This window comes from Streptococcus sp. HMSC076H09, assembly GCF_001811765.1.
Taxonomy (GTDB): domain Bacteria; phylum Bacillota; class Bacilli; order Lactobacillales; family Streptococcaceae; genus Streptococcus; species Streptococcus agalactiae.
In genome coordinates this window covers 11,634-36,083 of the sequence record NZ_KV806608.1, presented here as the reverse complement: position 1 = coordinate 36,083, position 24,450 = coordinate 11,634, and the positions used below count along the sequence as shown (strand labels likewise).

General features: G+C 36.8%; 26 protein-coding genes and 1 pseudogene. 22 read left to right on the top strand and 5 right to left on the bottom strand.

Going from position 1 to position 24,450, the window contains the following annotated elements; translation table 11 throughout:
• The first annotated feature begins 36 nt into the window (after nt 1-36).
• The 12 genes and pseudogenes from HMPREF2818_RS06670 to HMPREF2818_RS06615 form a co-directional block, all read left to right on the top strand.
• Complete coding sequence (locus HMPREF2818_RS06670; protein ID WP_001203074.1) at nt 37-1,296, top strand: ferredoxin reductase family protein; 1,260 nt, start codon at nt 37-39, stop codon at nt 1,294-1,296.
• Nucleotides 1,297-1,383: 87 nt separating this feature from the next.
• Nucleotides 1,384-1,653, top strand: a complete 270-nt coding sequence (rpsO, locus tag HMPREF2818_RS06665) for a 30S ribosomal protein S15 (protein WP_001018249.1) — start codon at nt 1,384-1,386, stop codon at nt 1,651-1,653.
• Nucleotides 1,654-2,033: 380 nt separating this feature from the next.
• Nucleotides 2,034-4,163, top strand: a complete 2,130-nt coding sequence (gene pnp / locus HMPREF2818_RS06660; RefSeq protein WP_000043857.1) for a polyribonucleotide nucleotidyltransferase — start codon at nt 2,034-2,036, stop codon at nt 4,161-4,163.
• A gap of 1 nt (nt 4,164) precedes the next feature.
• The gene (locus HMPREF2818_RS06655; protein ID WP_000204780.1) at nt 4,165-4,917 is read left to right on the top strand and encodes an SseB family protein; all 753 of its coding nucleotides are present in this window, start codon (nt 4,165-4,167) and stop codon (nt 4,915-4,917) included.
• Nucleotides 4,918-4,925: 8 nt separating this feature from the next.
• Nucleotides 4,926-5,510, top strand: coding sequence for a serine O-acetyltransferase (gene cysE / locus HMPREF2818_RS06650; protein ID WP_000539954.1), 585 nt, complete (start codon nt 4,926-4,928; stop codon nt 5,508-5,510).
• Between the two features lie 9 nt (nt 5,511-5,519).
• Nucleotides 5,520-5,702, top strand: a complete 183-nt coding sequence (locus HMPREF2818_RS06645) for a hypothetical protein (protein ID WP_000656477.1) — start codon at nt 5,520-5,522, stop codon at nt 5,700-5,702.
• The gene (gene cysS / locus HMPREF2818_RS06640; RefSeq protein ID WP_000591129.1) at nt 5,699-7,042 is read left to right on the top strand and encodes a cysteine--tRNA ligase; all 1,344 of its coding nucleotides are present in this window, start codon (nt 5,699-5,701) and stop codon (nt 7,040-7,042) included. Before HMPREF2818_RS06645 ends, cysS begins: the two co-directional genes overlap by 4 nt.
• Nucleotides 7,035-7,421, top strand: a complete 387-nt coding sequence (locus tag HMPREF2818_RS06635; protein ID WP_000568029.1) for a Mini-ribonuclease 3 — start codon at nt 7,035-7,037, stop codon at nt 7,419-7,421. Before cysS ends, HMPREF2818_RS06635 begins: the two co-directional genes overlap by 8 nt.
• Nucleotides 7,422-7,523: 102 nt before the next feature.
• On the top strand, nt 7,524-8,279 hold the full coding sequence (gene rlmB, locus HMPREF2818_RS06630; protein WP_000178023.1) for a 23S rRNA (guanosine(2251)-2'-O)-methyltransferase RlmB: 756 nt from the start codon (nt 7,524-7,526) through the stop codon (nt 8,277-8,279).
• Nucleotides 8,276-8,794, top strand: a complete 519-nt coding sequence (locus HMPREF2818_RS06625) for an NYN domain-containing protein (protein ID WP_000716636.1) — start codon at nt 8,276-8,278, stop codon at nt 8,792-8,794. Before rlmB ends, HMPREF2818_RS06625 begins: the two co-directional genes overlap by 4 nt.
• Nucleotides 8,795-8,886: 92 nt before the next feature.
• Nucleotides 8,887-9,747: a DegV family protein gene (locus HMPREF2818_RS06620; RefSeq protein ID WP_000143135.1), complete on the top strand. Its 861-nt coding sequence runs from the start codon at nt 8,887-8,889 to the stop codon at nt 9,745-9,747.
• Nucleotides 9,748-10,284: 537 nt separating this feature from the next.
• Nucleotides 10,285-10,404: pseudogene (locus tag HMPREF2818_RS06615) on the top strand (helix-turn-helix transcriptional regulator); the annotation flags it as partial.
• 317 nt (nt 10,405-10,721) lie between these two features.
• On the opposite strand, the gene HMPREF2818_RS06610 reads toward HMPREF2818_RS06615, so the two are convergent.
• Entirely contained in the window at nt 10,722-11,888 is a 1,167-nt protein-coding gene (locus HMPREF2818_RS06610; RefSeq protein ID WP_000160598.1) for an IS30-like element ISSag9 family transposase, read from the bottom strand.
• 300 nt (nt 11,889-12,188) lie between these two features.
• On the opposite strand from HMPREF2818_RS06610, the gene rplM reads away from it, so the two are divergent.
• Nucleotides 12,189-12,635: a 50S ribosomal protein L13 gene (gene rplM, locus HMPREF2818_RS06605; RefSeq protein ID WP_001867156.1), complete on the top strand. Its 447-nt coding sequence runs from the start codon at nt 12,189-12,191 to the stop codon at nt 12,633-12,635.
• A 20-nt stretch (nt 12,636-12,655) separates the two neighbouring features.
• Entirely contained in the window at nt 12,656-13,048 is a 393-nt protein-coding gene (gene rpsI, locus HMPREF2818_RS06600; RefSeq protein ID WP_000035940.1) for a 30S ribosomal protein S9, read from the top strand.
• Between the two features lie 145 nt (nt 13,049-13,193).
• Here the strand turns inward: rpsI and HMPREF2818_RS06595 are convergent, their stop codons facing one another.
• Both HMPREF2818_RS06595 and HMPREF2818_RS06590 read right to left on the bottom strand, forming a co-directional pair.
• Nucleotides 13,194-14,348: a site-specific integrase gene (locus HMPREF2818_RS06595; protein WP_000110711.1), complete on the bottom strand. Its 1,155-nt coding sequence runs from the start codon at nt 14,346-14,348 to the stop codon at nt 13,194-13,196.
• Nucleotides 14,349-14,402: 54 nt separating this feature from the next.
• On the bottom strand, nt 14,403-14,921 hold the full coding sequence (locus tag HMPREF2818_RS06590; protein WP_000181342.1) for a helix-turn-helix domain-containing protein: 519 nt from the start codon (nt 14,919-14,921) through the stop codon (nt 14,403-14,405).
• A 146-nt stretch (nt 14,922-15,067) separates the two neighbouring features.
• Between HMPREF2818_RS06590 and HMPREF2818_RS06585 the strand changes: the two genes are divergently transcribed.
• The 8 genes from HMPREF2818_RS06585 to HMPREF2818_RS06550 all read left to right on the top strand — a co-directional run bounded on the left by HMPREF2818_RS06585 (nt 15,068) and on the right by HMPREF2818_RS06550 (nt 22,921).
• Nucleotides 15,068-15,352: a hypothetical protein gene (locus HMPREF2818_RS06585; protein ID WP_001287945.1), complete on the top strand. Its 285-nt coding sequence runs from the start codon at nt 15,068-15,070 to the stop codon at nt 15,350-15,352.
• An 11-nt stretch (nt 15,353-15,363) separates the two neighbouring features.
• A complete protein-coding gene (locus tag HMPREF2818_RS06580; protein WP_000005759.1) occupies nt 15,364-16,218 on the top strand; it encodes a phage replisome organizer N-terminal domain-containing protein in 855 nt (284 codons plus the stop codon).
• A gap of 10 nt (nt 16,219-16,228) precedes the next feature.
• A complete protein-coding gene (locus HMPREF2818_RS06575; RefSeq protein WP_000158581.1) occupies nt 16,229-16,519 on the top strand; it encodes a DUF5962 family protein in 291 nt (96 codons plus the stop codon).
• The gene (locus HMPREF2818_RS06570) at nt 16,512-16,877 is read left to right on the top strand and encodes a plasmid mobilization protein (protein ID WP_000230298.1); all 366 of its coding nucleotides are present in this window, start codon (nt 16,512-16,514) and stop codon (nt 16,875-16,877) included. The genes HMPREF2818_RS06575 and HMPREF2818_RS06570 overlap by 8 nt, the downstream gene beginning before the upstream one ends.
• On the top strand, nt 16,874-17,230 hold the full coding sequence (locus HMPREF2818_RS06565; protein WP_000797245.1) for a hypothetical protein: 357 nt from the start codon (nt 16,874-16,876) through the stop codon (nt 17,228-17,230). Before HMPREF2818_RS06570 ends, HMPREF2818_RS06565 begins: the two co-directional genes overlap by 4 nt.
• Before the next feature lie 343 nt (nt 17,231-17,573).
• Nucleotides 17,574-19,898 (top strand): EcoAI/FtnUII family type I restriction enzme subunit R, encoded by a 2,325-nt coding sequence (gene hsdR / locus HMPREF2818_RS06560; protein ID WP_000190122.1) that lies wholly within the window; start codon nt 17,574-17,576, stop codon nt 19,896-19,898.
• A 12-nt stretch (nt 19,899-19,910) separates the two neighbouring features.
• Nucleotides 19,911-21,374 carry a class I SAM-dependent DNA methyltransferase gene (locus HMPREF2818_RS06555; RefSeq protein ID WP_070508702.1) on the top strand — a complete coding sequence of 488 codons (1,464 nt, stop codon included), beginning with the start codon at nt 19,911-19,913 and terminating at the stop codon, nt 21,372-21,374.
• Complete coding sequence (locus HMPREF2818_RS06550; RefSeq protein ID WP_017771503.1) at nt 21,374-22,921, top strand: restriction endonuclease subunit S; 1,548 nt, start codon at nt 21,374-21,376, stop codon at nt 22,919-22,921. Before HMPREF2818_RS06555 ends, HMPREF2818_RS06550 begins: the two co-directional genes overlap by 1 nt.
• On the opposite strand, the gene HMPREF2818_RS06545 is transcribed toward HMPREF2818_RS06550, so the two are convergent.
• Both HMPREF2818_RS06545 and psrA read right to left on the bottom strand, forming a co-directional pair.
• Complete coding sequence (locus HMPREF2818_RS06545; protein ID WP_000808020.1) at nt 22,875-23,405, bottom strand: restriction endonuclease subunit S; 531 nt, start codon at nt 23,403-23,405, stop codon at nt 22,875-22,877. The two genes, HMPREF2818_RS06550 and HMPREF2818_RS06545, sit on opposite strands and share 47 nt — an antisense overlap.
• 99 nt (nt 23,406-23,504) lie before the next feature.
• On the bottom strand, nt 23,505-24,302 hold the full coding sequence (psrA, locus tag HMPREF2818_RS06540; protein ID WP_000651186.1) for a tyrosine-type DNA invertase PsrA: 798 nt from the start codon (nt 24,300-24,302) through the stop codon (nt 23,505-23,507).
• Nucleotides 24,303-24,450 lie beyond the last annotated feature (148 nt).

The window sequence follows — 24,450 nt, the reverse complement described above, 5'->3', positions numbered from 1 at the left end:
TATTTTATCCTTACTAAAAATAAAGGGGTGGTCGTTATGCGAGCTTGGAAAGGTATTGTTTTAATTTTATCTAGCATAGTGGTGACACTAGTAGCATGGCAAAATGCAGGATTAAGTGAATTTGTTGTACCAGGATTAGCTTTGACAAGTTTATCGCTAACATTCCTCTTATCAACCAAATTTAGGATACTTGAAAGTTACTTTCAAGGTATTGAAAATATGTATTTTTACCACAAGGTAATGGCTGTATTTTCAATGATTTTGCTTCTATTGCACAAAATTGGTCTTGGACAAGGCGGACATGGAAGTGAGTTTGCAAAGACTATTGGCAGTGCGGGATTATATCTTTTTCTAAGTATTGTTTTTGTAGCTTATTTCGGAAATTTTTTAAAGTATGAAATTTGGCGTTTTATTCATCGCTTTGTTTATTTAGTCTATATTTTGGGATTGGTACATACTTTTCTGATTTTAGGAGATAGGATACTAGGGAATACTTTACTCAGTTTAATCGTATTAGGTTATGCTGTCATTGGGGTTATATCTGGATTTTATATTATTTTCCTATATTCTAGAATGCGTTTTCGTCGTGTAGGGTACGTTCAAAAGGTTACTCATCTTAACCATGATACAACTGAGATTGAAATAGCAATGAAGCGTCCTTATCGATATGACTATGGACAATTTACTTTTTTAAAAATTTATCAAGCCGGCTTTGAATCAGCAGCTCATCCTTTCTCGATATCGGGTGGTCATGATAGAGTGATATTTTTAACTGTTAAAGCTTCAGGAGATTATACGAAATCCATTTACAAACAGCTAAAAGTTGGGACAAAAATAGCCTTAGATAGAGCTTATGGTCATATGTTATTTGATAAAGACAAGAAAGAACAGGTTTGGATTGCAGGAGGTATCGGCATCACTCCCTTCATTTCATTTATTAGAGAAAATAGTATTTTGACTAAGAGAGTTGACTTCTTTTATACATTTTCAAATCAAGACAATTTGATTTATCAAGATATGTTAGAATCCTATGCTAAAGCCAATCCTAATTTTAAACTTCACTTAAATAATAGTAGCCTCCAAGGAAGACTTGATTTTAGTCAGTCTGTTTTTGAAGGACAACCAACGATATTTATGTGTGGGCCAACTAGTATGACATCTACTTATGCTAAGGTCTTTCGGCAAAAAGATGCAAAGTCTCGTTTAGTCTATGAAGGATTTTCCTTTAGAGACAGTTGGTTATCCATATTTCTATTAAAAACTTTTGACAAAGTTTATTCTAATTTGATAAAATAAGAGGGTCTATAAGACAAACCAACTTTTTCTTGGTTTTAGGAGTGCCAATCCTAAGACTCGGATGAAGCAATAAAAGGAGAATATATTATGGCAATCTCAAAAGAGAAAAAAAATGAAATCATTGCTCAATATGCACGTCACGAAGGTGATACAGGATCAGTTGAAGTTCAAGTAGCAGTTCTTACTTGGGAAATCAACCACCTTAATGACCACATCAAACAACACAAAAAAGACCACGCTACTTACCGTGGATTGATGAAAAAAATTGGTCACCGTCGTAACTTATTAGCATACCTACGTCGTACAGATGTTAACCGTTACCGTGAATTGATTCAATCACTTGGACTTCGTCGTTAATAGACAACAGAGTCAAGTAAAAACGCTAGAAAATTTTCTAGTGTTTTTTGTTTTAAACGTACTATGAACGTAAGTACTTTGAGGGGGCCAACAGTAAGAAAGTGTTTTAACCTATGAAGAGGGTTATTAAGCAAGCTAAGATTAACCCTAGAAATTTATTTTAATCATTGTAACAAGGTCTGATTGCTAGTATTAATAATCAGACTTTTTACGTTTACATTAATGAATGATAATACAGCTTCCCCCACGGATTTTCGCTACTCAATTTTATAGAATTATGTTAGAATAAAGCTTATACGTGGTTTTATGCAAAGTTGAGTTTAGAACAGCTAGATTGAACTTTGTAGGAAACGCGTAAACAAAAAAATATGGAGAATAATATGTCAAAACAAGTCTTTGAAATGATTTTTGCTGGTAAAAAATTAGTTGTTGAAACTGGCCAAGTGGCTAAACAAGCAAATGGATCAGTTGTCGTTCGTTATGGAGATTCTACTGTACTTACAGCAGCAGTTATGTCTAAGAAAATGTCAACAGGTGATTTTTTCCCACTTCAAGTCAATTACGAAGAAAAAATGTATGCTGCTGGGAAATTTCCGGGTGGTTTTAACAAACGTGAAGGGCGTCCAAGTACGGATGCTACCTTAACAGCACGTCTTATTGATAGACCAATCCGTCCGATGTTTGCTGAGGGATTTCGTAACGAAGTCCAGGTCATCAATACTGTTCTTTCATTTGATGAAAATGCTAGCGCACCAATGGCTGCTATGTTTGGTTCATCATTAGCATTATCGATTTCCGATATTCCTTTCAATGGGCCAATTGCTGGAGTTCAAGTTGCTTATGTTGATGGCAATTTTATTATTAATCCGACAGCACAAGAACAAGAGGCTTCTGCGTTAGAATTAACGGTTGCAGGTACTAAAGAAGCGATTAACATGGTTGAATCTGGAGCGAAAGAACTTTCAGAAGAAATCATGCTAGAGGCTCTTCTTAAAGGACATGAGGCTGTCTGTGAATTAATCGCCTTTCAAGAAGAGATTGTAACTGCTATTGGTAAAGAAAAAGCCGAAGTAGAACTTCTTCAAGTTGATCCAGAACTTCAAGCAGAAATTATTGCTACTCATAACATAGCTTTACAGGCTGCAGTACAAGTTGAAGAGAAAAAGGCTAGAGAAGCAGCTACAGAAGCAGTTAAAGAAGTAGTTATAGGTGAATATGAGGCGCGTTACGCTGAACATGAAGAATATGATCGCATTATGCGTGATGTTGCTGAAATTTTAGAACAAATGGAACATGCAGAAGTTCGTCGCCTCATTACAGAAGATAAGGTTCGTCCTGATGGACGTCGTGTGGATGAGATTCGTCCATTAGATGCAGTGATTGATTTTTTACCACAAGTTCATGGATCAGGTCTCTTTACACGAGGACAAACCCAAGCATTATCAGTATTAACGTTAGCACCTATGGGTGAAGCACAAATCATTGATGGGCTAACACCAGAGTATAAGAAACGCTTTATGCACCACTATAACTTCCCACAATATTCAGTTGGTGAGACGGGACGTTATGGAGCTGCAGGGCGTCGTGAAATTGGTCACGGTGCTTTAGGAGAGCGTGCATTAGAACAAGTCCTTCCAAGCTTGGAGGAGTTTCCGTATGCTATCCGACTAGTTGCAGAAGTTTTAGAATCAAACGGTTCATCATCTCAGGCTTCTATATGTGCTGGAACGCTTGCTCTTATGGCAGGTGGTGTGCCTATAAAAGCTCCGGTTGCTGGTATTGCCATGGGACTCATATCAGATGGAACAAACTACACAGTCCTTACTGATATTCAAGGATTAGAAGACCATTTTGGCGATATGGACTTTAAGGTTGCGGGTACACGTGAAGGGATTACAGCACTTCAAATGGATATTAAAATTGAAGGTATTACCCCTCAAATTTTGGAAGAAGCTCTTGCGCAAGCTAAAAAAGCACGCTTTGAAATTCTTGATGTCCTTCATGGAGCTATCGCAGAGCCACGTCCACAATTAGCACCAACGGCACCTAAGATTGATATGATAAAAATCGATGTTGATAAGATTAAAGTTGTCATCGGTAAAGGCGGCGAAACTATCGATAAAATCATCGCTGAAACAGGTGTTAAGATTGATATTGATGAAGAAGGAAATGTATCTATCTTCTCTAGTGATCAGGCTGCTATTGATCGTACGAAAGACATTATTGCAAGTTTAGTACGTGAAGCAAAAGTGGGAGAAGTTTACCATGCTAAAGTAGTTCGTATCGAGAAATTCGGTGCCTTTGTCAACCTCTTTGATAAAACAGATGCATTGGTACATATTTCAGAAATTGCATGGACACGTACAGCAAATGTAGCTGATGTTCTTGAAATTGGTGAAGAAGTTGATGTGAAAGTCATCAAAATTGATGATAAAGGGCGAGTTGATGCCTCTATGAAAGCATTATTACCACGTCCTCCAAAAGCTGACAATCCTAAAAAGGAATCTTAATATGACAAGTACAAACGAGTTAGACATTAGATTGCGTGCTTTTATCAATGCACCGGATAATTTTTTAGATAGTATAGGTCTTGTGAATGCCTTGCACCACTCTACGGTTTGGGCAAGCAAGGAACCCTATGCTATTCAAGTAGATGGTCAAGAAGTTGTTCCTGTTTTTACGGATATTACTGACCTTAATCATTTCAAAGAGGAGCAAGAAAGTGCTCGAGATATGTTTTGGGAGAGTCGTCGTAGTTTAGACGTTCTTGATGAAGCTATTTCACATGGCTTAGCAGGATTGGTCTATAATTTAAAAAAAGAAGGCGATTTTGGGAACTCGACTATTTTCTACTGTGAAGATATGGTGCAATTTATGAACAATTACACCACAATCTTAAACCAGTTGTTAAATGAAGATAACATTGTTGCCGATATCATGGATAAAACCTACTTGGTACCTGCCTTTGTCCATCCACGTGAAGAAGGTAGTTTTGACCGTTTTTTCCCTACAATGTCTACCCCCGAAGGAAAAAGTTATGTTCCAGTATTCTCAAACCTTTTAAGTTTTGAAAAATGGTATAACCATAATGATTTTGGTGGTGCTTTTAGGAAAGCACAAGGAGTAATTTTAGCCTGGACGATTGACGATATTTATAAACCGCGTAATGGAGAAAATGAGATTGATGATACCTTTGGAGTAGCCATCAATCCATTTGATGAACAACAAGTTTTAGTTGATTGGTCTGATGTAGAAAACGATTGAGGAAAACTATGGGGTGGTGGAAAGAAAGTATAGCTATTGTCAAAGAACAAGATCCAGCTGCTCGTAGTTCTCTAGAAGTTATTTTAACTTATCCAGGAATAAAAGCTCTTGCAGCTCATAGGCTATCTCATTTTTTATGGAATCATAATTTTAAATTGTTAGCACGTATGCACAGTCAATTTTGGCGTTTCTGGACACAAATTGAAATTCATCCCGGAGCGACGATTTCGGAAGGGGTTTTTATTGACCACGGTTCAGGATTGGTCATTGGAGAAACTGCCATTGTAGAGAAAGGTGCTATGCTATACCATGGGGTTACATTGGGTGGCACAGGTAAAGACAAAGGCAAACGACACCCAACCATACGTAAAGGTGCGCTAATTTCAGCACATTCTCAAATCATCGGTCCAATTGAGGTTGGAGAAAATGCTAAAGTCGGTGCTGCAGCAGTTGTCCTTGCAGATGTGCCAGCAGACGTAACAGTAGTTGGTGTTCCAGCTAAAGTTGTCCGTGTCCATGGTCAAAAGGATGATCTTCAAATCCGAAGTATTGAACATGATCGAGAAGAAAGTTATTATTCGTCCAAACTTTAGGAGGTATTTGTGAAGGATTATGTAACAACTCAAATATTATCAATTTTAGGTATACTAGCAGGAGCTTGTTTAAGCTATTTAAAGTTTGCACAAGGTAACTCTCTCTTAGGAATTATTTGGGCTGCCTTTGCTTTAATGTATATTGTTCGTTTGTATAAAGCTTATCAAAAACAGAAAAAGGAAAAACCATGATAAAAATTTACGACACTATGACTCGCAGTTTACAAGATTTTATACCTCTCAATGAAGGTAAAGTCAACATGTACGTCTGTGGGCCAACAGTTTATAACTATATACATATCGGAAATGCCCGCAGTGTAGTAGCTTTTGATACTATTCGTCGTTATTTTGAGTATTGTGGTTACCAAGTCAATTATATTTCTAACTTTACTGATGTTGATGATAAAATTATAAAAGGTGCAGCTGAAGCAGGTATGGATACAAAATCCTTTTCAGATAAGTTTATTTCAGCGTTTATGGAAGATGTTGCTGCATTAGGTGTCAAACCTGCTACAAAAAATCCTCGAGTTATTGACTATATGGATGAGATTATTGATTTTGTTAAAGTTTTAGTTGATAAGGAATTTGCCTATGAAGCTAATGGAGATGTTTATTTTAGAGTAAGTAAATCACATCATTATGCAAAATTAGCCAATAAAACTTTGGAAGATTTAGAGATTGGTGCAAGTGGTCGTGTTGATGGGGAAGGAGAGATTAAAGAGAATCCTTTAGATTTTGCACTTTGGAAATCAGCTAAATCTGGGGAAGTCTCATGGGAAAGTCCTTGGGGGAAAGGGCGCCCAGGGTGGCATATTGAATGTTCTGTTATGGCAACTGAGATCCTTGGTGATACTATTGATATCCATGGTGGAGGAGCTGATTTAGAATTTCCACATCACACGAATGAGATTGCACAATCTGAAGCTAAAACAGGTAAGACCTTTGCAAATTACTGGATGCATAATGGTTTTGTTAACGTTGATAACGAGAAAATGTCTAAATCTCTTGGTAACTTTATTACTGTTCACGATATGTTGAAGAGCGTTGACGGACAAGTAATACGTTTTTTCTTAGCGACACAACAGTATCGTAAACCCGTGAATTTCACTGAAAAGGCCGTTCATGATGCGGAAGTTAACCTTAAATATTTAAAAAATACTTTCAATTTACCAATCCAAGAGAATGCTAATGATGAAGAATTAGAGCAATTTGTGAAAGCATTTCAAGAAGCGATGGATGATGATTTTAATACAGCAAACGGTATTACTGTTATCTTTGAAATGGCAAAATGGATTAACTCAGGACACTATACTTCAAAAGTTAAGGAAACCCTTGCTGAATTATTAGAAATTTTTGGTATTGTATTCCAAGAGGAAGTGCTTGATGCTGATATTGAATCTTTAATAGAACAACGCCAAGAAGCACGAGCTAATCGTGATTTTGCAACTGCTGATCGTATTAGAGATGAATTAGCAAAACAAGGAATTAAATTGTTAGATACTAAGGATGGCGTGAGGTGGACTCGTGATTGATGTTCGTTTGATTAATGGTATTGCTTTAGCTTTTGAAGGAGATGCAGTTTATTCTTTGTATATCCGACGCCATTTAATTATGCAGGGTTTTACCAAACCTAATCAGTTACATCGGAAAGCAACGCAATATGTTTCTGCTAATGCCCAAGCATTGTTAATTAATGCCATGTTAGAAGAAAATATTTTAACTGATGAAGAGCAGTTAATTTATAAACGAGGACGTAATGCGAATAGTCATACAAAAGCTAAAAATGCTGATATTATTACCTATCGTATGTCTACAGGTTTTGAGGCTCTTATGGGGTACTTGGATATGACTGGTCAGATAAAGCGCTTGGAAACTCTAATACAGTGGTGTATTGAAACCATTGAAAAATAAACAAAAAGAGAGGCTATATCCTCTCTTTTTTATAGAGACATTAGGATTTGTTGGTAAAATATTGCTATAAAAAGCTTTATGCTATAGCATTCATGATATAATATGACTATGAAAGATAAACAATTTAAAGAAGAATCAAGTGACCTTGTCTATGGCTTACATGCTGTGACAGAGAGTTTAAGAGCTAATACTGGTAATAAATTATACTTGCAAGATGACTTAAGAGGAAAGAACGTTGATAAAGTCAAAGCACTAGCGACTGAAAAAAAAGTATCCATTTCCTGGACTCCTAAAAAAATCTTATCAGACATGACAAATGGTGGAGTTCACCAAGGATTCGTTCTAAAAGTTTCGGAATTTGTCTATGCGGATTTATCAGAGATAATGACAAAGGCAGAGAATGAAGAAAATCCTCTCATTTTAATCCTTGATGGTCTGACCGACCCTCACAACCTAGGTTCTATTCTACGCACAGCTGATGCAACCAATGTAACAGGTATTATCATCCCCAAACATCGTTCTGTTGGAGTGACCCCAGTGGTTTCAAAGACATCTACAGGAGCTGTTGAACATGTTCCTATTGCAAGGGTAACTAATCTCAGTCAAACTTTGGATACTTTAAAAGATAAGGACTTCTGGATATTTGGCACTGATATGAATGGGACACCATCGCATAAGTGGAATACCAAAGGTAAATTAGCCCTAGTTATTGGTAATGAAGGAAAAGGTATTTCTCATAATATCAAAAAGCAAGTAGATGAAATGATTACAATTCCCATGAATGGTCATGTTCAGAGTTTAAATGCCAGTGTTGCAGCCGCTATTTTGATGTATGAAGTATTTAGAAACCGCCTATGAAAAAACATTCTATCTTACTCGTTGATGGCTACAATATGATTGCTTTTTGGAAAGATACTCGACAGCTTTTTAAAAGCAATCGTTTAGAAGAGGCAAGGGAAGTATTACTTAGAAAGCTAAATCATTACGCACATTTCGAACACATTGATATTATTTGTGTATTTGATGCCCAGTATGTTCCTGGTGTACGTCAGCGTTATGACCAATACAAAATATCCGTTATCTTTACTGAGGAGGACGAAACTGCGGATAGCTATATTGAACGAGCAGCGGCAGAACTTAATCAATCTGTGTTAAATTTAGTCTCCGTTGCTACCAGTGATTTAAATGAACAATGGACTATATTTTCTCAGGGTGCTTTACGTGTCTCAGCTAGAGAATTGGAACAGCGTGTAGCGACAGTAAAATCAGATTTGGATAAGATGTCCAGTCAAATCGATTTGAGTACGCCAAAGTTAAGGCCGTGGAATGATGAACAACTAGGAAAACTCAAGGATTTTTTAGATGGTATGTAAAACCTAACACTTTATTAGCCAGCCAACAATTTTTTTGATATAATATTGGAACTACTTTGATTATCAAATAAAAATAATAGATTGAGGTAACAATGACTTTTAAAATACTAACGGATTCGACATCGGATTTAGATGAAAAGTGGGCTCAAGAGCACAATGTCGATATTATAGGTTTGACCATTGAACTTGATGGAAAGACTTATGAGACAGTCGGAGACGAAAAAATTACTAGTGACTTCTTGTTGGAGCGTATGCAAGAGGGAGCAAAGCCTACAACAAGCCAAATTAACGTTGGTCAGTTTGAAGAAGTTTTTTCAACCTATGCAGAAAATGACCATGCCTTGTTATATTTAGCGCTATCTTCACATTTATCAGGGACTTACCAGAGTGCAACTATTGCGCGTGAGATGGTCTTAGACAAATATCCTGATGCTCAAATTGAGATTGTGGATACAATGGCAGCTTCATGTGGTGAGGGTGTCTTAGCAATGTTAGCAACTAAAGAGCGACAAGAAGGTAAATCTTTAGAAGAAGTGAAACAAAAAATTGAATCACTTCTCCCTAAATTAAACACATACTTTTTAGTTGACGATCTCAACCATTTAATGCGTAGTGGTCGCTTATCAAAAGGTGCAGCTATTATTGGAAGTGTTGCTAAGATTAAACCATTGCTTAAGTTAGATAGCGAGGGTAAATTAGTACCATTTGCCAAGACAAGGGGCCGTAAAAAAGGTATTAAAGAGATTGTGACTCAGGCAACAAAAACACTATCTTATAGCACTTTAATTATTGCTTATAGTGGAGAGAAAGATTCAGCCCAAGTTATGAAAGAACAGTTATTAGCAGATGAGCGTATTGAAGAAGTTATTATTCGTCCATTAGGGCCAGTCATTTCAGCTCATGTGGGCTCAGGTGCTTTAGCTCTGTTCTCTTTAGGGGAAGAAAACCGATAACCAATCAAAGGGCATAACAGTACGTTATGTTCTTTTAGTATATATTTCATAAAATGTATTTTATATGATGCTATGAAACTATAAAATAGTAGGAGACCTATTATGAAAAATAAAATAAGAACTATCCTCAATATGATGAACGACAACAACAATTGGTTTTACAAAGTTATCAAAAATGTTTTTAGACGATGGTTTTTATCTTATGGCTTGAAAGTGTTTTTGGAAAACTAATAAAGGGGAGCGTATCATCTGATTTTATAATAATATTAACTTTATTTAGTGGTGTTTCTATTTTGTTACGACTTCTAATCTAAAAAGAGTCTCTCCGTTTGTTGATGAAAGATTTTGGAAAATGTTTTTGTTGCTGGCGCATTTGCCCTCATAGGAATAACTATTTTATTGATGCTTTTACTAGGAAGGTTGATATTGCTACTTATTTTTCAAGGGGAGATGATGCAATTTTAGCAGTTATAGGAATATCATTGATAGCTATGGGAACTTCAGTGTACTACCATAAGTATAAGGACAGATAGTAATATGAAAAATTTACGCTTAAAGACAGCTAGAGCTAGTATGGATTTATTACAACAGTCTCTAGCTGAAAAGGTCGGTGTATCATGTCAGACAATAGCCGCCATTGAAAAAGGAGGCTATAATTAAGCGATTAAATTGTGTCAAGCTTTGAATAAAACTGTAGATGATTTATTTTGCTAAATTCTCAAAGTAAGTTCCACCTCTAGTAGAAATGGAATTTAGTCTGATAAAAACCAATAAAAACCAATAAAAACCAACGAAAATCCGTCTCAGACTAAGTTCCGTTGGTTTTTATAATACTTGATTTCATAGGTTTTCAGAGTTAAAAATCGCAAAAAAAGGTACAAGAAAACATCCTCATCTGAAAGCGTTTCAGATTAAGTTCCGCTATGGTTGAAGTTAGTGTGAGACGTTTAGGTTGTATCAGTTAGTTGATTAGGTTAGATTTTGTCTTTTAATAGTTTGGGAGATTGGCAGACGTCTTCCGCAGTAATTTCCTCAATACCGAGTATACTTGCGATGTCTTTTCCGTAAGTAAAAGAGAATAGCTCATAAGCCGTTTTACCATTTAGAGCCTGTCTCTTAACGCTGTTGATATGAGATAGTGCCAGATTAATGTCCTCTTGAGTCAAGTTGTCGAAGGAAGTCCCCTTAGGCAGTATGTCTCTCACGAGGGTATGATTCTTCTCGATTCTTGCTTTCTGGTCAGACCGATTAGGGTCACAAAAGAAGAGTTGAGACTGTCCACAAACATCTATCTCAATATCATCCACTCTAGCGAATTCCCCACCATTATCCGTTAGGATAACAGGAAAGAGTTCGAAGAAGTCTCTCTTGTTATCATAGAGTGTCCTCTTAATGACCTGTATGTGTTTAGCAGTTTCGATAGCTGTCTTAGAATCCATCAGTTTGGCAAAGATGAAGTTACAGAAGGCGACATTGAAGGTGAGAAGGACCTTTCCACCAATCCGTCCAATAACCGTGTCCATTTCAAGCCAGGAGTTCAGCTCTGATTGGTTCATGTGTTCTATAAAATCCTCGTACCGTCGCCCTTCTTTAATCGCTTTTGGAATAGGAGGGAGTGTGCTCTTTCGCCTTTTTTTGAACTTCACAGCTCTGGGTAGGTCGATTGGTGTGATGGATAGGTAGCCTTTCTTGATGTGTCGATAAACGGTTGAAGAACTCACTTCTAGATCGTTGGTTTTGAGGATATGATAGATACGTTGGCCCTTCTTGACCCCATTAGAAAGCACTCTATCTATTTTCCAGAAGGTCTCTTTGTTCAAAGGGATTCCTTCTCTAGATTCAACTAAAAGTTTTTCATAGTTTCTTTGAGCTTGCTTAGCAAGATAGAAGGTCTTCTTGTAACCACAGTTGATCCTCCTCTTTGGACACCCATTACAAACATAGGGAGCTTTTCTTAGTAGCGGACAGTCTAGGCAGTCTTTGGTTGATTCTCTTAGTTGCTTATTTCGTTTGACTTCTTTTGCGATAGTAGTAGGGTGTTTCAGTAGATTAAGCCCGATGGCTTTAAAGGTTTCTCCTCTATCCAAACCAGATTGGATGTCATTACGGTCTGAGAGAGTTAGGTGTTTGTGTTTTGTCATGATGGATAAACTCATTTCTAACCCAAACGTCTCAGACTTAATTCCACCATAAAAATCCTTTTCACACTAACTTCCGGTTTTGGAGGGCAGACGGAACTTACTTTGAGAAATTACTGATGATTTATTTTGGGATGAAAATTGATAAAATAAAAGAAATAACTTGACGAATGCTACCTTATTTTGATATGATTATAAGCGGTATTGTTTACCCCATTTGTAAGGCCCCGGAACCTTTCAAATACTCTCGTGGACCGGAACATCCACACCTGTAAACAAAAACGAATTCGTATAGGAGAAATCATGAACAAAACAACTTTCATGGCTAAACCAGGCCAAGTTGAACGCAAATGGTACGTTGTTGACGCAACAGATGTACCTCTTGGACGTCTTTCTGCAGTAGTTGCTAGCGTACTTCGCGGAAAAAACAAACCAACTTTCACACCACACACTGATACAGGTGACTTTGTGATTGTTATCAATGCTGAAAAAGTTAAATTAACTGGTAAAAAAGCATCAGATAAAATCTACTACACTCACTCAATGTATCCAGGTGGTTTGAAACAAATCTCAGCAGGTGAACTTCGTTCTAAAAATGCTGTTCGTTTGATTGAAAAATCAGTTAAAGGCATGCTTCCACATAACACTCTTGGACGTGCACAAGGTATGAAATTGAAAGTATTTGTTGGCGGTGAGCATACACATGCTGCACAACAACCAGAAGTACTTGATATCTCAGGACTTATCTAAGAGGAAAGGAGCATTATATAATGGCACAAGCACAATATGCAGGTACTGGTCGCCGTAAAAACGCTGTTGCACGCGTTCGTTTGGTTCCAGGTACTGGTAAAATTACAATCAATAAAAAAGATGTAGAAGAGTACATCCCACACGCAGACCTTCGTCTTGTTATCAACCAACCTTTCGCAGTTACTTCAACTCAAGGTTCATACGATGTTTTTGTTAACGTTGTAGGTGGTGGATATGCAGGTCAATCAGGTGCGATCCGTCATGGTATCTCACGTGCACTTTTAGAAGTTGACCCAGATTTCCGCGATTCATTGAAACGTGCTGGACTTCTTACACGTGACGCACGTATGGTTGAACGTAAAAAACCAGGTCTCAAAAAAGCCCGCAAGGCATCACAATTCTCAAAACGTTAATCAATACGATTATATCAACGTTTCAGAGCACTTTGCGAAGTTTTCGCAAGGTGCTTTTTTGATGAAAAAAGTGCTTTGGTAATCCTTTTGGTAATCTTTCGAGACTTGGTTTTTGGTCAATATGAGGCTGAGCAATAAATCTAGTTCATTTAGCCTTATTAAGATACTCTGCAAATTTTGTAATTGACTGTTTTTCACCAGCTTTTGTAGCATGGCTATAAGTGTCTAAAGTTATCTGGCTGCTTGCATGGCCTAAGCGTTTAGCAGTATTGACTGGGTCAATTCCCATTTCAATCATCAAGGTTGCGTGAGTGTGTCTAAACCCATGTGGGCTAATCTTTTTAAGATTATGCTTACGTATAATACGTTTTAGAATATTGTTGATATAGTCAGCGTGTAAGGGTTCTATCTCACCATCTCGGTTGCAGTATGTAAACATAAATTCTTTGTCGAGAGAAAGAGGTTGTACTGATAATTGCCACTTTTCTCTGCTAGTTTCCTGTTTCCATTTGTTGAGGATAGAACAGGTTTCATCATCAAGATAGATAGAGCGCACAGAGAATGTATTTTTAGTTCCTTTTTCAATGGCATGGCCATCTATTCTTCCTAAACTTTTGCTAACTGTTAATAGTTGATTCTCAGAATCAAAATCTTCCCATTTAAGGGCGTAGAGCTCTCCTTTTCGTAACCCGCTGTATGCTAGTAATCGAAATAGTGCATAATGTTTATAAGGTTCATTTTCTAAAATGATTGTCAAAAAATGATGCAACTCGTTAACTGTCCAATAGTTCTCACTGACAGTTTTTTTGAGTTTAGGCATAATAACCTTGCTCATGGGATTTCGTTCAATATAATTCATATTAATGGCAAATTCAAATATTTTAGAAGTATAAGATTTGATTTGCTTCATGTTTTTGAATGTCTTGGCTTTGTCAGTGATGAAGGTTTGACAGTCTAAAGGACTGATTATTGAAATTTTCTTTTCTCCAAAAACAGGAAGAATATGTAGGCGATAGAGGTCGGCAGTTTTGACTGCAGTAGTTGCTTCAACAGTATCTTTATAAGCTTCATACCACCTTTGATAAAGCTCTTGGTAAGTGTAGGTTGTTTGAGCAGTAATATGGACAAAAGTTCCACTATTCAACTGATGATTAACAGCAGTTTCATGAGCTTTGGCAGCTTTACGCGTCTTGAACCCTCGTTTAGTATAATATTTTTTCTTACCGTAGTCGTTTAGACCAAGGTAAACTTTAACAAAATAGGTGATTCCTTTTGTAGATTGGTACTTGTGTACAGACATAACAGTTCTCCGTTTCTAAGTTTTCGGAGCTTATGTAATTGAGAAACTGTTAGTTTATTTTTTATGTCGATCTTCTTGTCTAATTCGGTATTCTTCGGTCTGAATCCAGGTTTGCCAAATTTCTGATTCTCGTTTTAAACTATTCATGTGTTTAGTGAAGGTTTTCATGAATTCTTCTTCATTATTAACCAAATAGCGAGCTAAAATGCGCCTAAAATCGTCTGAGAAGCCGTCATTTAAGGGCATAGACAGATGGATTTCTCCTAGTTCAATTCCTTTCTTCAGCTTTTCCATATCGCTTTTAAAAGGTGTTACAGAACTAATCTCGGAAATTTTAAAACTGTCCGAAATAATGTTCATAGTTGATGGTGCTTGTTTGTTATCATCAAGTCCTAAGATGTAAGCCATGGATACGCCGAAATAGTCAGCTAATTTTTGAGCATTTCCTTTTTTCGGTTGACGAATGCCTTGATTGTATCCTGATAAGGTTGGATAAGCGATATTTGTAGCAGAACTAATCTCAGTCAGTTTTTTGCCGCTCTCTTCTATCAGTTTTGCAATATGATTGGTCATAAATACCTCCTTGAGAGTATTATAACACATTTAATTCTTTTTGAATAAAAATAGTTGACAAAAATTCTAAAAGAATATATAATTCAAAATGAATAACAAACAAATTCGGAGTTTATTTAATTGAGAAATGGAAACGAGGTAATAATATGTCTGAAGAAGCGACTTTAGTTGTTCAACTTCCCAAAGTTTTGGAAAAACAGTTAAGGGCACATTATGATGAAATGGTCTCTACAGCTATTGAAAGAGCGCTAGAAGATAAAGAACTATACAAACCTATGGTTCGGATGGCAGCTCTTTCTAGGTGGCTTGATGTATCAACGACAACCCTTCAAAAATGGACACGAGAAGGAATGCCTACAATGGTCATTGATGGGGTGACTCTGTACGATAAACGAGCTGTCACTAGATGGCTAAAGCAATATGAAAGATAGGAGGTACACGTATGAGTGAAGTACAATGGATTAAGATTACTACAGATATCTTTGATGATGAAAAAATACAGTTGATTGAGTCAATGCCCGAAGGAGATACTTTAATTGTCATCTGGTTTAAACTACTCGTTTTAGCAGGTAAACAGAATTACAGTGGAGTCTTAGCTCTAGGAGATAAGGTCTTTTATACAGAAGAGATGTTAACTACAGTCTTTAGGAGAAAGTCAACGACTGTGAAGCTGGCTCTGAAAACATTTGAACAATTTGGAATGATTGCTTTTGTGGATGGAGCAGTCACAATTCCTAAATGGGAGAAACATCAGAATATTGATGGTCTAGAAAAAATTCGTAAACAAACAAGAGAAAGAGTGGCTCGTCATCGTCAAAAGCAAAAAGCTCTAGTAAGTGGGCAAGATAGTTTATCAATAGAATGTAACGTTACAGAAACGTTACCTGTAACGGAAAGTAACGGTCAAGTAACGCAACAGATTAAGAACAAGAATCAGAAAGAGAATAAGAATGTACTAGATAATAGTTCTAGAGAGACAGAAGATCAGTCAACAACTTATCTCAAACCAGAGTATTATTTCCTTTTGCAAGTGATTGCGGATAGATATAACGATCGTTTTATTTACCCCTATAATTACACCCTAACGCATAAGCAAAAAATGGCGATTGGACAGTTTTTAAGTGAAGGCTATATGACTTCTGATGAAGTCTTGGGAATGATAGATCGTATTCCTAATGATGTAGAGTCACCATTAGCCTATTTAATGAGCTCTATGGAGCGCCTAAAAGATGAGCGATTATTGGAAGCTAAGGTAATTGCTCATGAAAATGCTAGAAAGTTTTACCAAAAGGGATAAGGAGAGTATAATGACAATTTATTATCAATTGGAGAATATGCTAGTCGCTGGTTTTAAATCAGAAGAAGAGTTACAACGGTATCAAGGGTTAAAAGCAGAGTATGAGGAAGAAACCCTGGATTATAGTTTCTCAATTAGAGAAATTGTCAATCAATTAGAAATTATTATCCAGAGTAGAGAAAATGACTTCCCAAATTTAGAAGAAGGGCTGTTGCAAGATTATCAGGAACTTGTAGAATATTTGAGGGAATACGATGTGTCTCAGGCAGAAAAATACACAAGGAGAATTTATTGTGGTTGAGCGTTATCGAACAGTTCTGAAAAAATTCTATATCACAAAATCGCAGAATCAAACGCTAAACTACCTTATCAGTTATACAGGTTTAAGGAATTTTTCTAACTATGCTAGGAAAATGTTATTTAAGAAATTCCCTATTGTTTTGGTATTTGATGAAACTTCATTTGAAGACTTGATATTTTCTTTGAGGCGAATTAAAAATAATATCAATCAGTTAGCAAGGATAGCTGAGCAATCTCAGGATCTTCAAGCATTACGAGCTATGACTTACAGTGTTCAAATGATTGAAAAATATGAAAAATCGTTCCTTAAATACCATAAAACGAAAAAGGCGAGGTTACTATCAAAAGTGGATGAATGAAAAATAGAATTAAAAATATCGTGAAGCAAGTCTTTTTGACTGAGGATGAGAATAAAAGATTGTTAGCATTAATGGCTAATGAAAAAGAGTCAAACTTTTCCGCTTTTGCCAGAAAGAAATTATTTAACCAAGAGATTGAATCATGGACGATTAATTTTCCAGAGTATGAGCAACTGACAGAGCGATTCATTCAGATTGGCAGATCAATTAATAGGATTGCCAAGTTGTCAACTCAGGTTGGAAATATTTCACAACAGAATTTTATAGAACTTGGTCAGTTGATAACTCAATTATTGGATGAATTGGAAAAGGGACTCTCAGTTAACCTGAAAAAGAAGTCTACTAAACATTAAATAAGTAAATGAAACCGCAGGAATTTATCTGCGGTTTTCTTATGTCCTTCTAAAAAATGATTGTCTGACAATGTCAGCCACCGTGTCTGGCACGGGGAATTTAGAATTGATACAAAAACATAATTTTAGGTCTTTGCGAGCTCAGATAGTGTATACACACTATCGAAAAAATAAACCATCAGTAACGAGTTTGGGAGCTCCTTCTCCTGATGGATTTTAACACTTGGGGCAAAGCCCCAAACCCCTTGAGAAATAATACAAGATGAGGTTAGAAAATGGTATAATAGACGGGTAACATACTTCTGATAATTTTTTATTAAGTGTAGATGTGGAGAGACTTGGTATGGCGACATTCATCAAAGACAAAAAGAGCATGAGCGAAGAAGATATTAAAGCGAATTTCATCACACCAGCCATTTTAGCTAAAGGTTGGAAAAATGGTGAGCATATTGCCTATGAGGAATATTTTACAGATGGGCGAATAGAGGTTCGAGGTGATAAGGCTCGTCGTAAAGAAGGGAAAAAATCAGACTATGCTCTCTACTATCAATTTGGGCAGCGTATTGCAATCGTTGAAGCTAAAGATAATAAGCATAGTTTACGAGCTGGATTACAGCAGGCGATTGAATATGGTGAGATTTTAGATGTTCCTTTTGTTTATTCCTCAAATGGTAATGGTTTTATTGAGCATGACCGTATCACGAGGCAAGAACGTGAGTTAACTTTAGAGGAGTTTCCTACTCGTGAAGAATTATTTGAGCGTTTGATTTCTGAAAAAGAGATAAGTTCTGAGGTTTCAAAGGCGATTTCAGTCCCTTACTATACTGATGCGTTCTCCAATAAAACACCACGTTATTACCAGCAAATCGCTATCAACCGTACCGTTGAGGCGGTTGCAAGAGGAGAAAATCGGGTCATGTTTGTTATGGCAACAGGGACAGGTAAGACCTTTATGGCTTTTCAAATTATCCATCGTTTGCGAAAAGCTGGTTTAGCCAAACGTGTTCTATTTTTAGCCGACCGAAATATCTTAGTTGACCAAACAATGGCTGAAGATTTTAAGCCTTTTGAAAAGGTTATGACCAAAATCACAGCAAAGTTACTGAACTCTCCAGAAAAGTTAAATTCTTTTGAAATTTACTTAGGTTTGTATCAGCAATTAACAGGTGAAGACGGCGAAGAAACGCATTACCAAAAGTTTGATAAGGATTTCTTTGACCTGATTATTATTGATGAGGCTCACCGCGGTTCAGCTAAGGAGGACAGCAACTGGCGCCAAGTGATTGATTATTTTGCCTCAGCAACCCAGATTGGGATGACAGCGACACCAAAGGAGACAAAAGAGGTTTCCAATATAGATTATTTTGGTGAACCAATTTACACCTATAGTTTGAAACAGGGCATTGAGGATGGCTTCCTGGCTCCTTATCGCGTGATGCGGGTCAATTTGAATATTGATGTTGATGGCTATCGTCCAGAAAATGGGAAAACGGATGCCGCAGGAAAACTTATCGAAGATAGGTACTATGGTCGAAAAGATTTTGATAAGACTATTGTTATTGATGACCGTACTCAGAAGGTGGCCAAGTTTGTTTCTGATTACATGAAACAGAACAATGCTCGATTTGACAAAACCATTGTCTTTTGTGTTGATATTGACCATGCTGAGCGGATGCGAGCAGCTTTTGTCAAAGAAAACCCTGATTTGGTTCAGGAAGACTATCGCTATGTGATGCAGGTGACTGGCGACAATGCCGAGGGTAAAGCACAGCTAGATAACTTTATGGATGTTAATTCTAAGTTTCCAGCTATTGTCACAACATCAAAACTCTTGACAACGGGGGTCAATGCAAAAACTTGTCGTTTGATTGTGCTCGATTCCAATATTCAATCCATGACGGAGTTCAAACAGATTATTGGTCGTGGAACACGTTTGTACCCGCAGAAAGGGAAAGAATTTTTCACCATTATTGATTTTAGAAACGTGACCAATTTATTTGCAGATCCAGATTTTGATGGAGAGCCAGCGTATGTCTTTGACCCTAAAGGGCCAACTGGAGGTGGCGGCGAATCAACTGGAGGAGGAGAACCTATTGAAAAATATAGGGTCACTGATAAAAAAGTAGATGTTCTCAATTCAACCATTCAGGTTTTGGATGAAAATGGGAAGTTAGTGACAGAAAGTCTGACCGATTATACTCGGAAAAATATTCTAGGAGCTTACGCTACCTTGACCGAGTTTATTACTGCCTGGCAAGCAGCGGATAAGAAAAGAGTCATCTTAGAAGAACTCTATAAAAAAGGCGTTTATCTTGATGCTATTCGAGAAGCAGAAGGGATTTCTGAACAGGAGATTGATGACTTTGACTTGCTGTTAAAACTGGCTTATGGTCAAAAAGAGTTGACTAAGAGCCAGAGAATTAGCAGGGTTAAAAGTAGTGGTTATCTGCAAAAGTACAGTGAAGAGGCCCGAGCTGTTTTAGAGACGTTATTAGATAAGTACATGGATAAGGGGATTGGTGAACTGGAAAGCATTGAAACGCTAAAATTACCAGAGTTTCAAATTTACGGTGGAACCTTTAAGATTATCAATACCTATTTTGGAAATAAGCAAGCCTATCTAAGGGCCATTAAAGAATTGGAAGAAGAGCTATTTACAGTAGCTTAATGAAAGGAAACTATGTCAATTACATCATTTGTGAAACGTATTCAAGATATTACACGCAATGACGCAGGTGTTAATGGAGACGCCCAACGTATTGAACAAATGTCTTGGTTACTCTTTTTGAAAATTTATGATAGCCGTGAGTTGGTTTGGGAGTTGGAGGAAGATGATTATGAGTCAATTATTCCTGAAGACTTAAAATGGCGAAATTGGGCTCACGCTGAAAAAGGTGAGCAAGTCTTGACAGGTGATGATTTGCTTGATTTTGTGAACAATAGGCTGTTTAAGGAATTAAAAGAGCTTGAAATCACACCCAATATGCCCATTCGGAAAAGCATTGTTAAATCAGCCTTTGAAGATGCTAATAACTACATGAAAAACGGTGTGCTCTTGCGTCAGGTTATCAATGTCATTGATGAGGTGGACTTTAATAGTCCAGAAGACCGACACTCCTTTAATGATATTTATGAGAAAATCCTCAAGGACATCCAAAGTGCAGGGAACTCTGGGGAATTTTATACCCCTCGTGCAGCGACCGATTTCATTGCTGAAATGCTTGACCCTAAATTAGGTGAAACAATGGCTGATCTTGCCTGTGGAACAGGTGGTTTCTTGACCTCGACTTTAAATTATTTAAGCAAACAGCGTAAGACTAGCGAGGATATTCAAAAATACAATCAGGCTGTCTTTGGGATTGAGAAAAAAGCCTTTCCTCACCTTTTAGCAGTGACGAACCTCTTTCTTCATGAAATTGATGACCCTAAAATCATTCATGGCAATACCTTGGAGAAAAATGTCCGAGAGTACACAGATGACGAGAAGTTTGACCTTATCATGATGAACCCACCTTTTGGTGGTTCCGAACTTGATACGATTAAAAATAATTTTCCGGCAGAGTTGCGGAGTTCGGAGACAGCGGACCTTTTTATGGCAGTTATCATGTATAGGCTGAAAGAAAACGGTCGTGTTGGGGTAATTTTACCAGATGGCTTTCTCTTTGGAGAGGGTGTTAAAACTCGTTTGAAAGAAAAATTGGTTGAGGAATTTAATCTTCATACGATTATCCGTTTGCCTCATAGTGTCTTTGCACCTTACACAGGTATTCACACCAATATCCTTTTCTTTGACAAGACTAAGAAGACGGAGCAGACTTGGTTTTATCGTTTGGATATGCCAGAGGGGTATAAAAACTTTTCTAAGACCAAACCGATGAAATCAGAGCATTTCAATCCTGTTCGTGAGTGGTGGACTAGCCGTGAGGAGATTTTAGAGGGAAATTTTTATAAAGCCAAATCTTTTACACCATCTGAGTTAGCTGATTTGAACTATAATTTTGATCAATGTGGCTTTCCCAAGGAAGAAGAAGAGATTTTGGAACCGCTGGAACTTATTCAAAACTATCAGCAAGAAAGAGCGGCTTTTAACCAAAAAATAGATGCTGTTTTGGCAGATATTTTAGAGCTTTTGGAGGAGAACTAATGACCCCAGAACAACTAAAAGCTAGTATCTTACAGAGAGCGATGGAGGGGAAATTGGTTCCTCAAGACCCAACTGACGAGCCAGCTAGTGAGCTTCTTAAACGTATCAAAGCGGAAAAAGAAAACCTCATTGCTGATGGCAAAATCAAGCGAGATAAAAAAGAAACAGAGCTTTTTCGAGGTGCTGACGGGAAACCTTATGAGAAGTTATCAGACGGGACGATTAAGGAAGTGGAAGTGCCCTATGATATTCCAGCTAGTTGGGAATGGGTGAGGTTGCGAAATATATCTTCGTTGAGTTTTTTCCCTAATATATCTGGAGATAAAATTCCGAATTATAGTTGGGTTTTAGATATGGAAGATATAGAAAAAGAAACTGGAAGATTAGTTCGAAAAAACTATAAAACAGAAAAATCATCTTATAAAAGCAATAAAGTATATTTTTCTAAGGATACTGTTTTATATGCTAAGCTACGCCCCAACCTAAAGAAAGTTATCATTTCTGACGAAGATGGTTTTGCAACAACCGAACTTATTCCGATTAAAATTTTTGGGGGTATTTCAGCAGAGTATATGAGATACTGTATGATTTCTCCATCTTATTATTTCAACATCATCAAATCGGTTTATGGTGTTAAAATGCCAAGAGTAAATGCTACGTTTCTAAATTCAACTCTCCTCCCCCTCCCGCCTCTCTCTGAACAGAAACGGATTGTGGAGCAAATCGAACGTGCCTTGGAAAAGGTAGATGCATATTCCGAAAGTTACAATAAACTTCAAGAATTGGACAAATCCTTTCCAGATAAGTTGAAAAAATCTATTCTTCAATATGCGATGCAAGGTAAGTTGGTTCCTCAAGACCCTAACGATGAACCCGTTGAGGTTTTGCTTGAAAAAATCCAAGCTGAAAAGCAAAAACTCTATGAGGAAGGTAAACTCAAGAAGAAAGATTTGGCAGAAATAGTGGTGACAAAAGGAGATGATAACTCTCCTTATGGGAAGATACCCAAAAATTGGTCTTTTCTTACCATAAAAGATATTTTTTCAATAACCACAGGATTATCGTATAAGAAAACTGATCTAGCCATCACAAAAAATGGTGTCAGAATTATTCGTGGAGGAAATATCAACCCATTATCCTTTAAAATATTAGATAATGATTACTACATTGATCCAAAATTTATCACTTCAGAAACAGTCTATTTGAAACGAAATCAGCTATTAACACCTGTTTCAACATCTTTAGAACATATTGGAAAATTTGCTAGAATTGATAAAGATTATCCCAATACCGCTGCTGGTGGATTTGTATTTCAATTAACACCTTTTGTTTCATCAGATGTATTGTCAAAATATCTATTATTTAGCCTGTCATCACCAATCTTTTATGAACAATTGAAATCAATTACAAAGCTATCTGGACAGGCTTTATATAATATTCCTAAAACAAAATTAAACGAACTCCTTGTTCCCCTAGCTCCTGAAACAGAGCAAAAACGCATTAGTCAGAGAGTTGAGCAACTTTTTGAAAAAGTAAATCAACTTTAGATACAATTTTTTTCATTTCCCGATAATTTGAAATAGGTATCAATAACTCTGAAATACTGGTGCTATTTAGTGTTTTGCCTTTTATAGCATCTTTTGAATTTCCAGCCGTAGAAATTAGTGGTAAAAACATCATTAAATAATTTCTAATAATATTTTTCTTATCACTATATGGAAATATAGAAATAATTGCCTCATTATGACTGGCTGGAACATCTAATATCGCAACCTTGCCGATTGATAGTTTAAAACTCATCAGTAGGGTATCTGCGGGAACAATTTTAATATTTGTTTGCTTTATAGCTAAATGAGATATACACTCCTTTGTTTTAGTAATATGACCACTGCTCGGCATATCCGAAATAGATACCCATGGGATATCATTGCCCCAATAAGTCGGTTCGTTCCTGGGTGGTGTTTTTCCAATGTTAAAGGTAACAATCGAACCAAACTTAACGTAGCTCCAAGAGTTAGGAATCTCAGCCATAGTTGAACCGACAAAATCACTATTTTTTTTGCTATTCCTATAAGGAGAGCAACCGTCACAAAAACAGCAGAAAGTCACAAAGACTTTCTGCTATTTATGTTACCAATTAACAACCCTATCTATAATAGCTTGTTGCTCTGTCGCTGTTTTTCTAAGGTAGATACGAGTTGTTTCGATGCTTTCATGTCCCATCAAATCTGCTAGTAGGGCAATGTCATTGTATTTGGCAAGAAAATTTTTGGCAAATAGGTGTCTAAAGGAATGAGGATAGACGACCTTGGTATTGAGTTGATATTTTACAGCATAGTTTTTTAGTTGTTGGGCGATCCCTCTAGCTGTAATCGGCTGACTAAATTTATTAAGGAAAAGGTACCCGCTTTGGCGATTTTCAGTATCAAGCCATTTCTGACAACTGTCACGTAATTTTTTAGGGATGTAGAGTCGTCGCATTTTACCCCCCTTTGAGTAAATATCAAAATAACCGACCTCCACATGTTCTACTTTTAATTTTATCAATTCACTAACACGAGCTCCTGTTGCTCCTAGAAACCAAACTACAAAATGCCATTTTAAGTTATCATCTTTTTTCAAACTCCGTTTCAGAAAGAGATAATCTGCATGGCTGATAACATCTTCTAAAAATGGTTTCTGCTGGATTTTAACAAATTTTAATTTCAAATCATCGTGTCCAATAAAAACAAGGTATTTATTAAGCCCCTGCAATCGCAGATTAACGGTTTTAGGTTTGAAATTATCCAGTAAATATCCTTTATATTCAAATAAATCTTCTATTTTTAACTCATAATGTTCCAAAAAAAAGCGAACACCATACAGGTAAGACCGTATGGTGTTTTCAGCTAATCCAGCTTTTCGTAAATGTAATTCAAAGTCTTTCATCTTCAACTCCTATCTGATTTTTGATAGAAATTCCACCGCACATAAGTATTATACTAAAGATTCGATAACTGAAAAGACTTGAGAAATTTTAGAAACAATACGCTGTTGTTCGGTGAGAGGCGGGAGGGGGAGGAGAGTTGAATTTAGA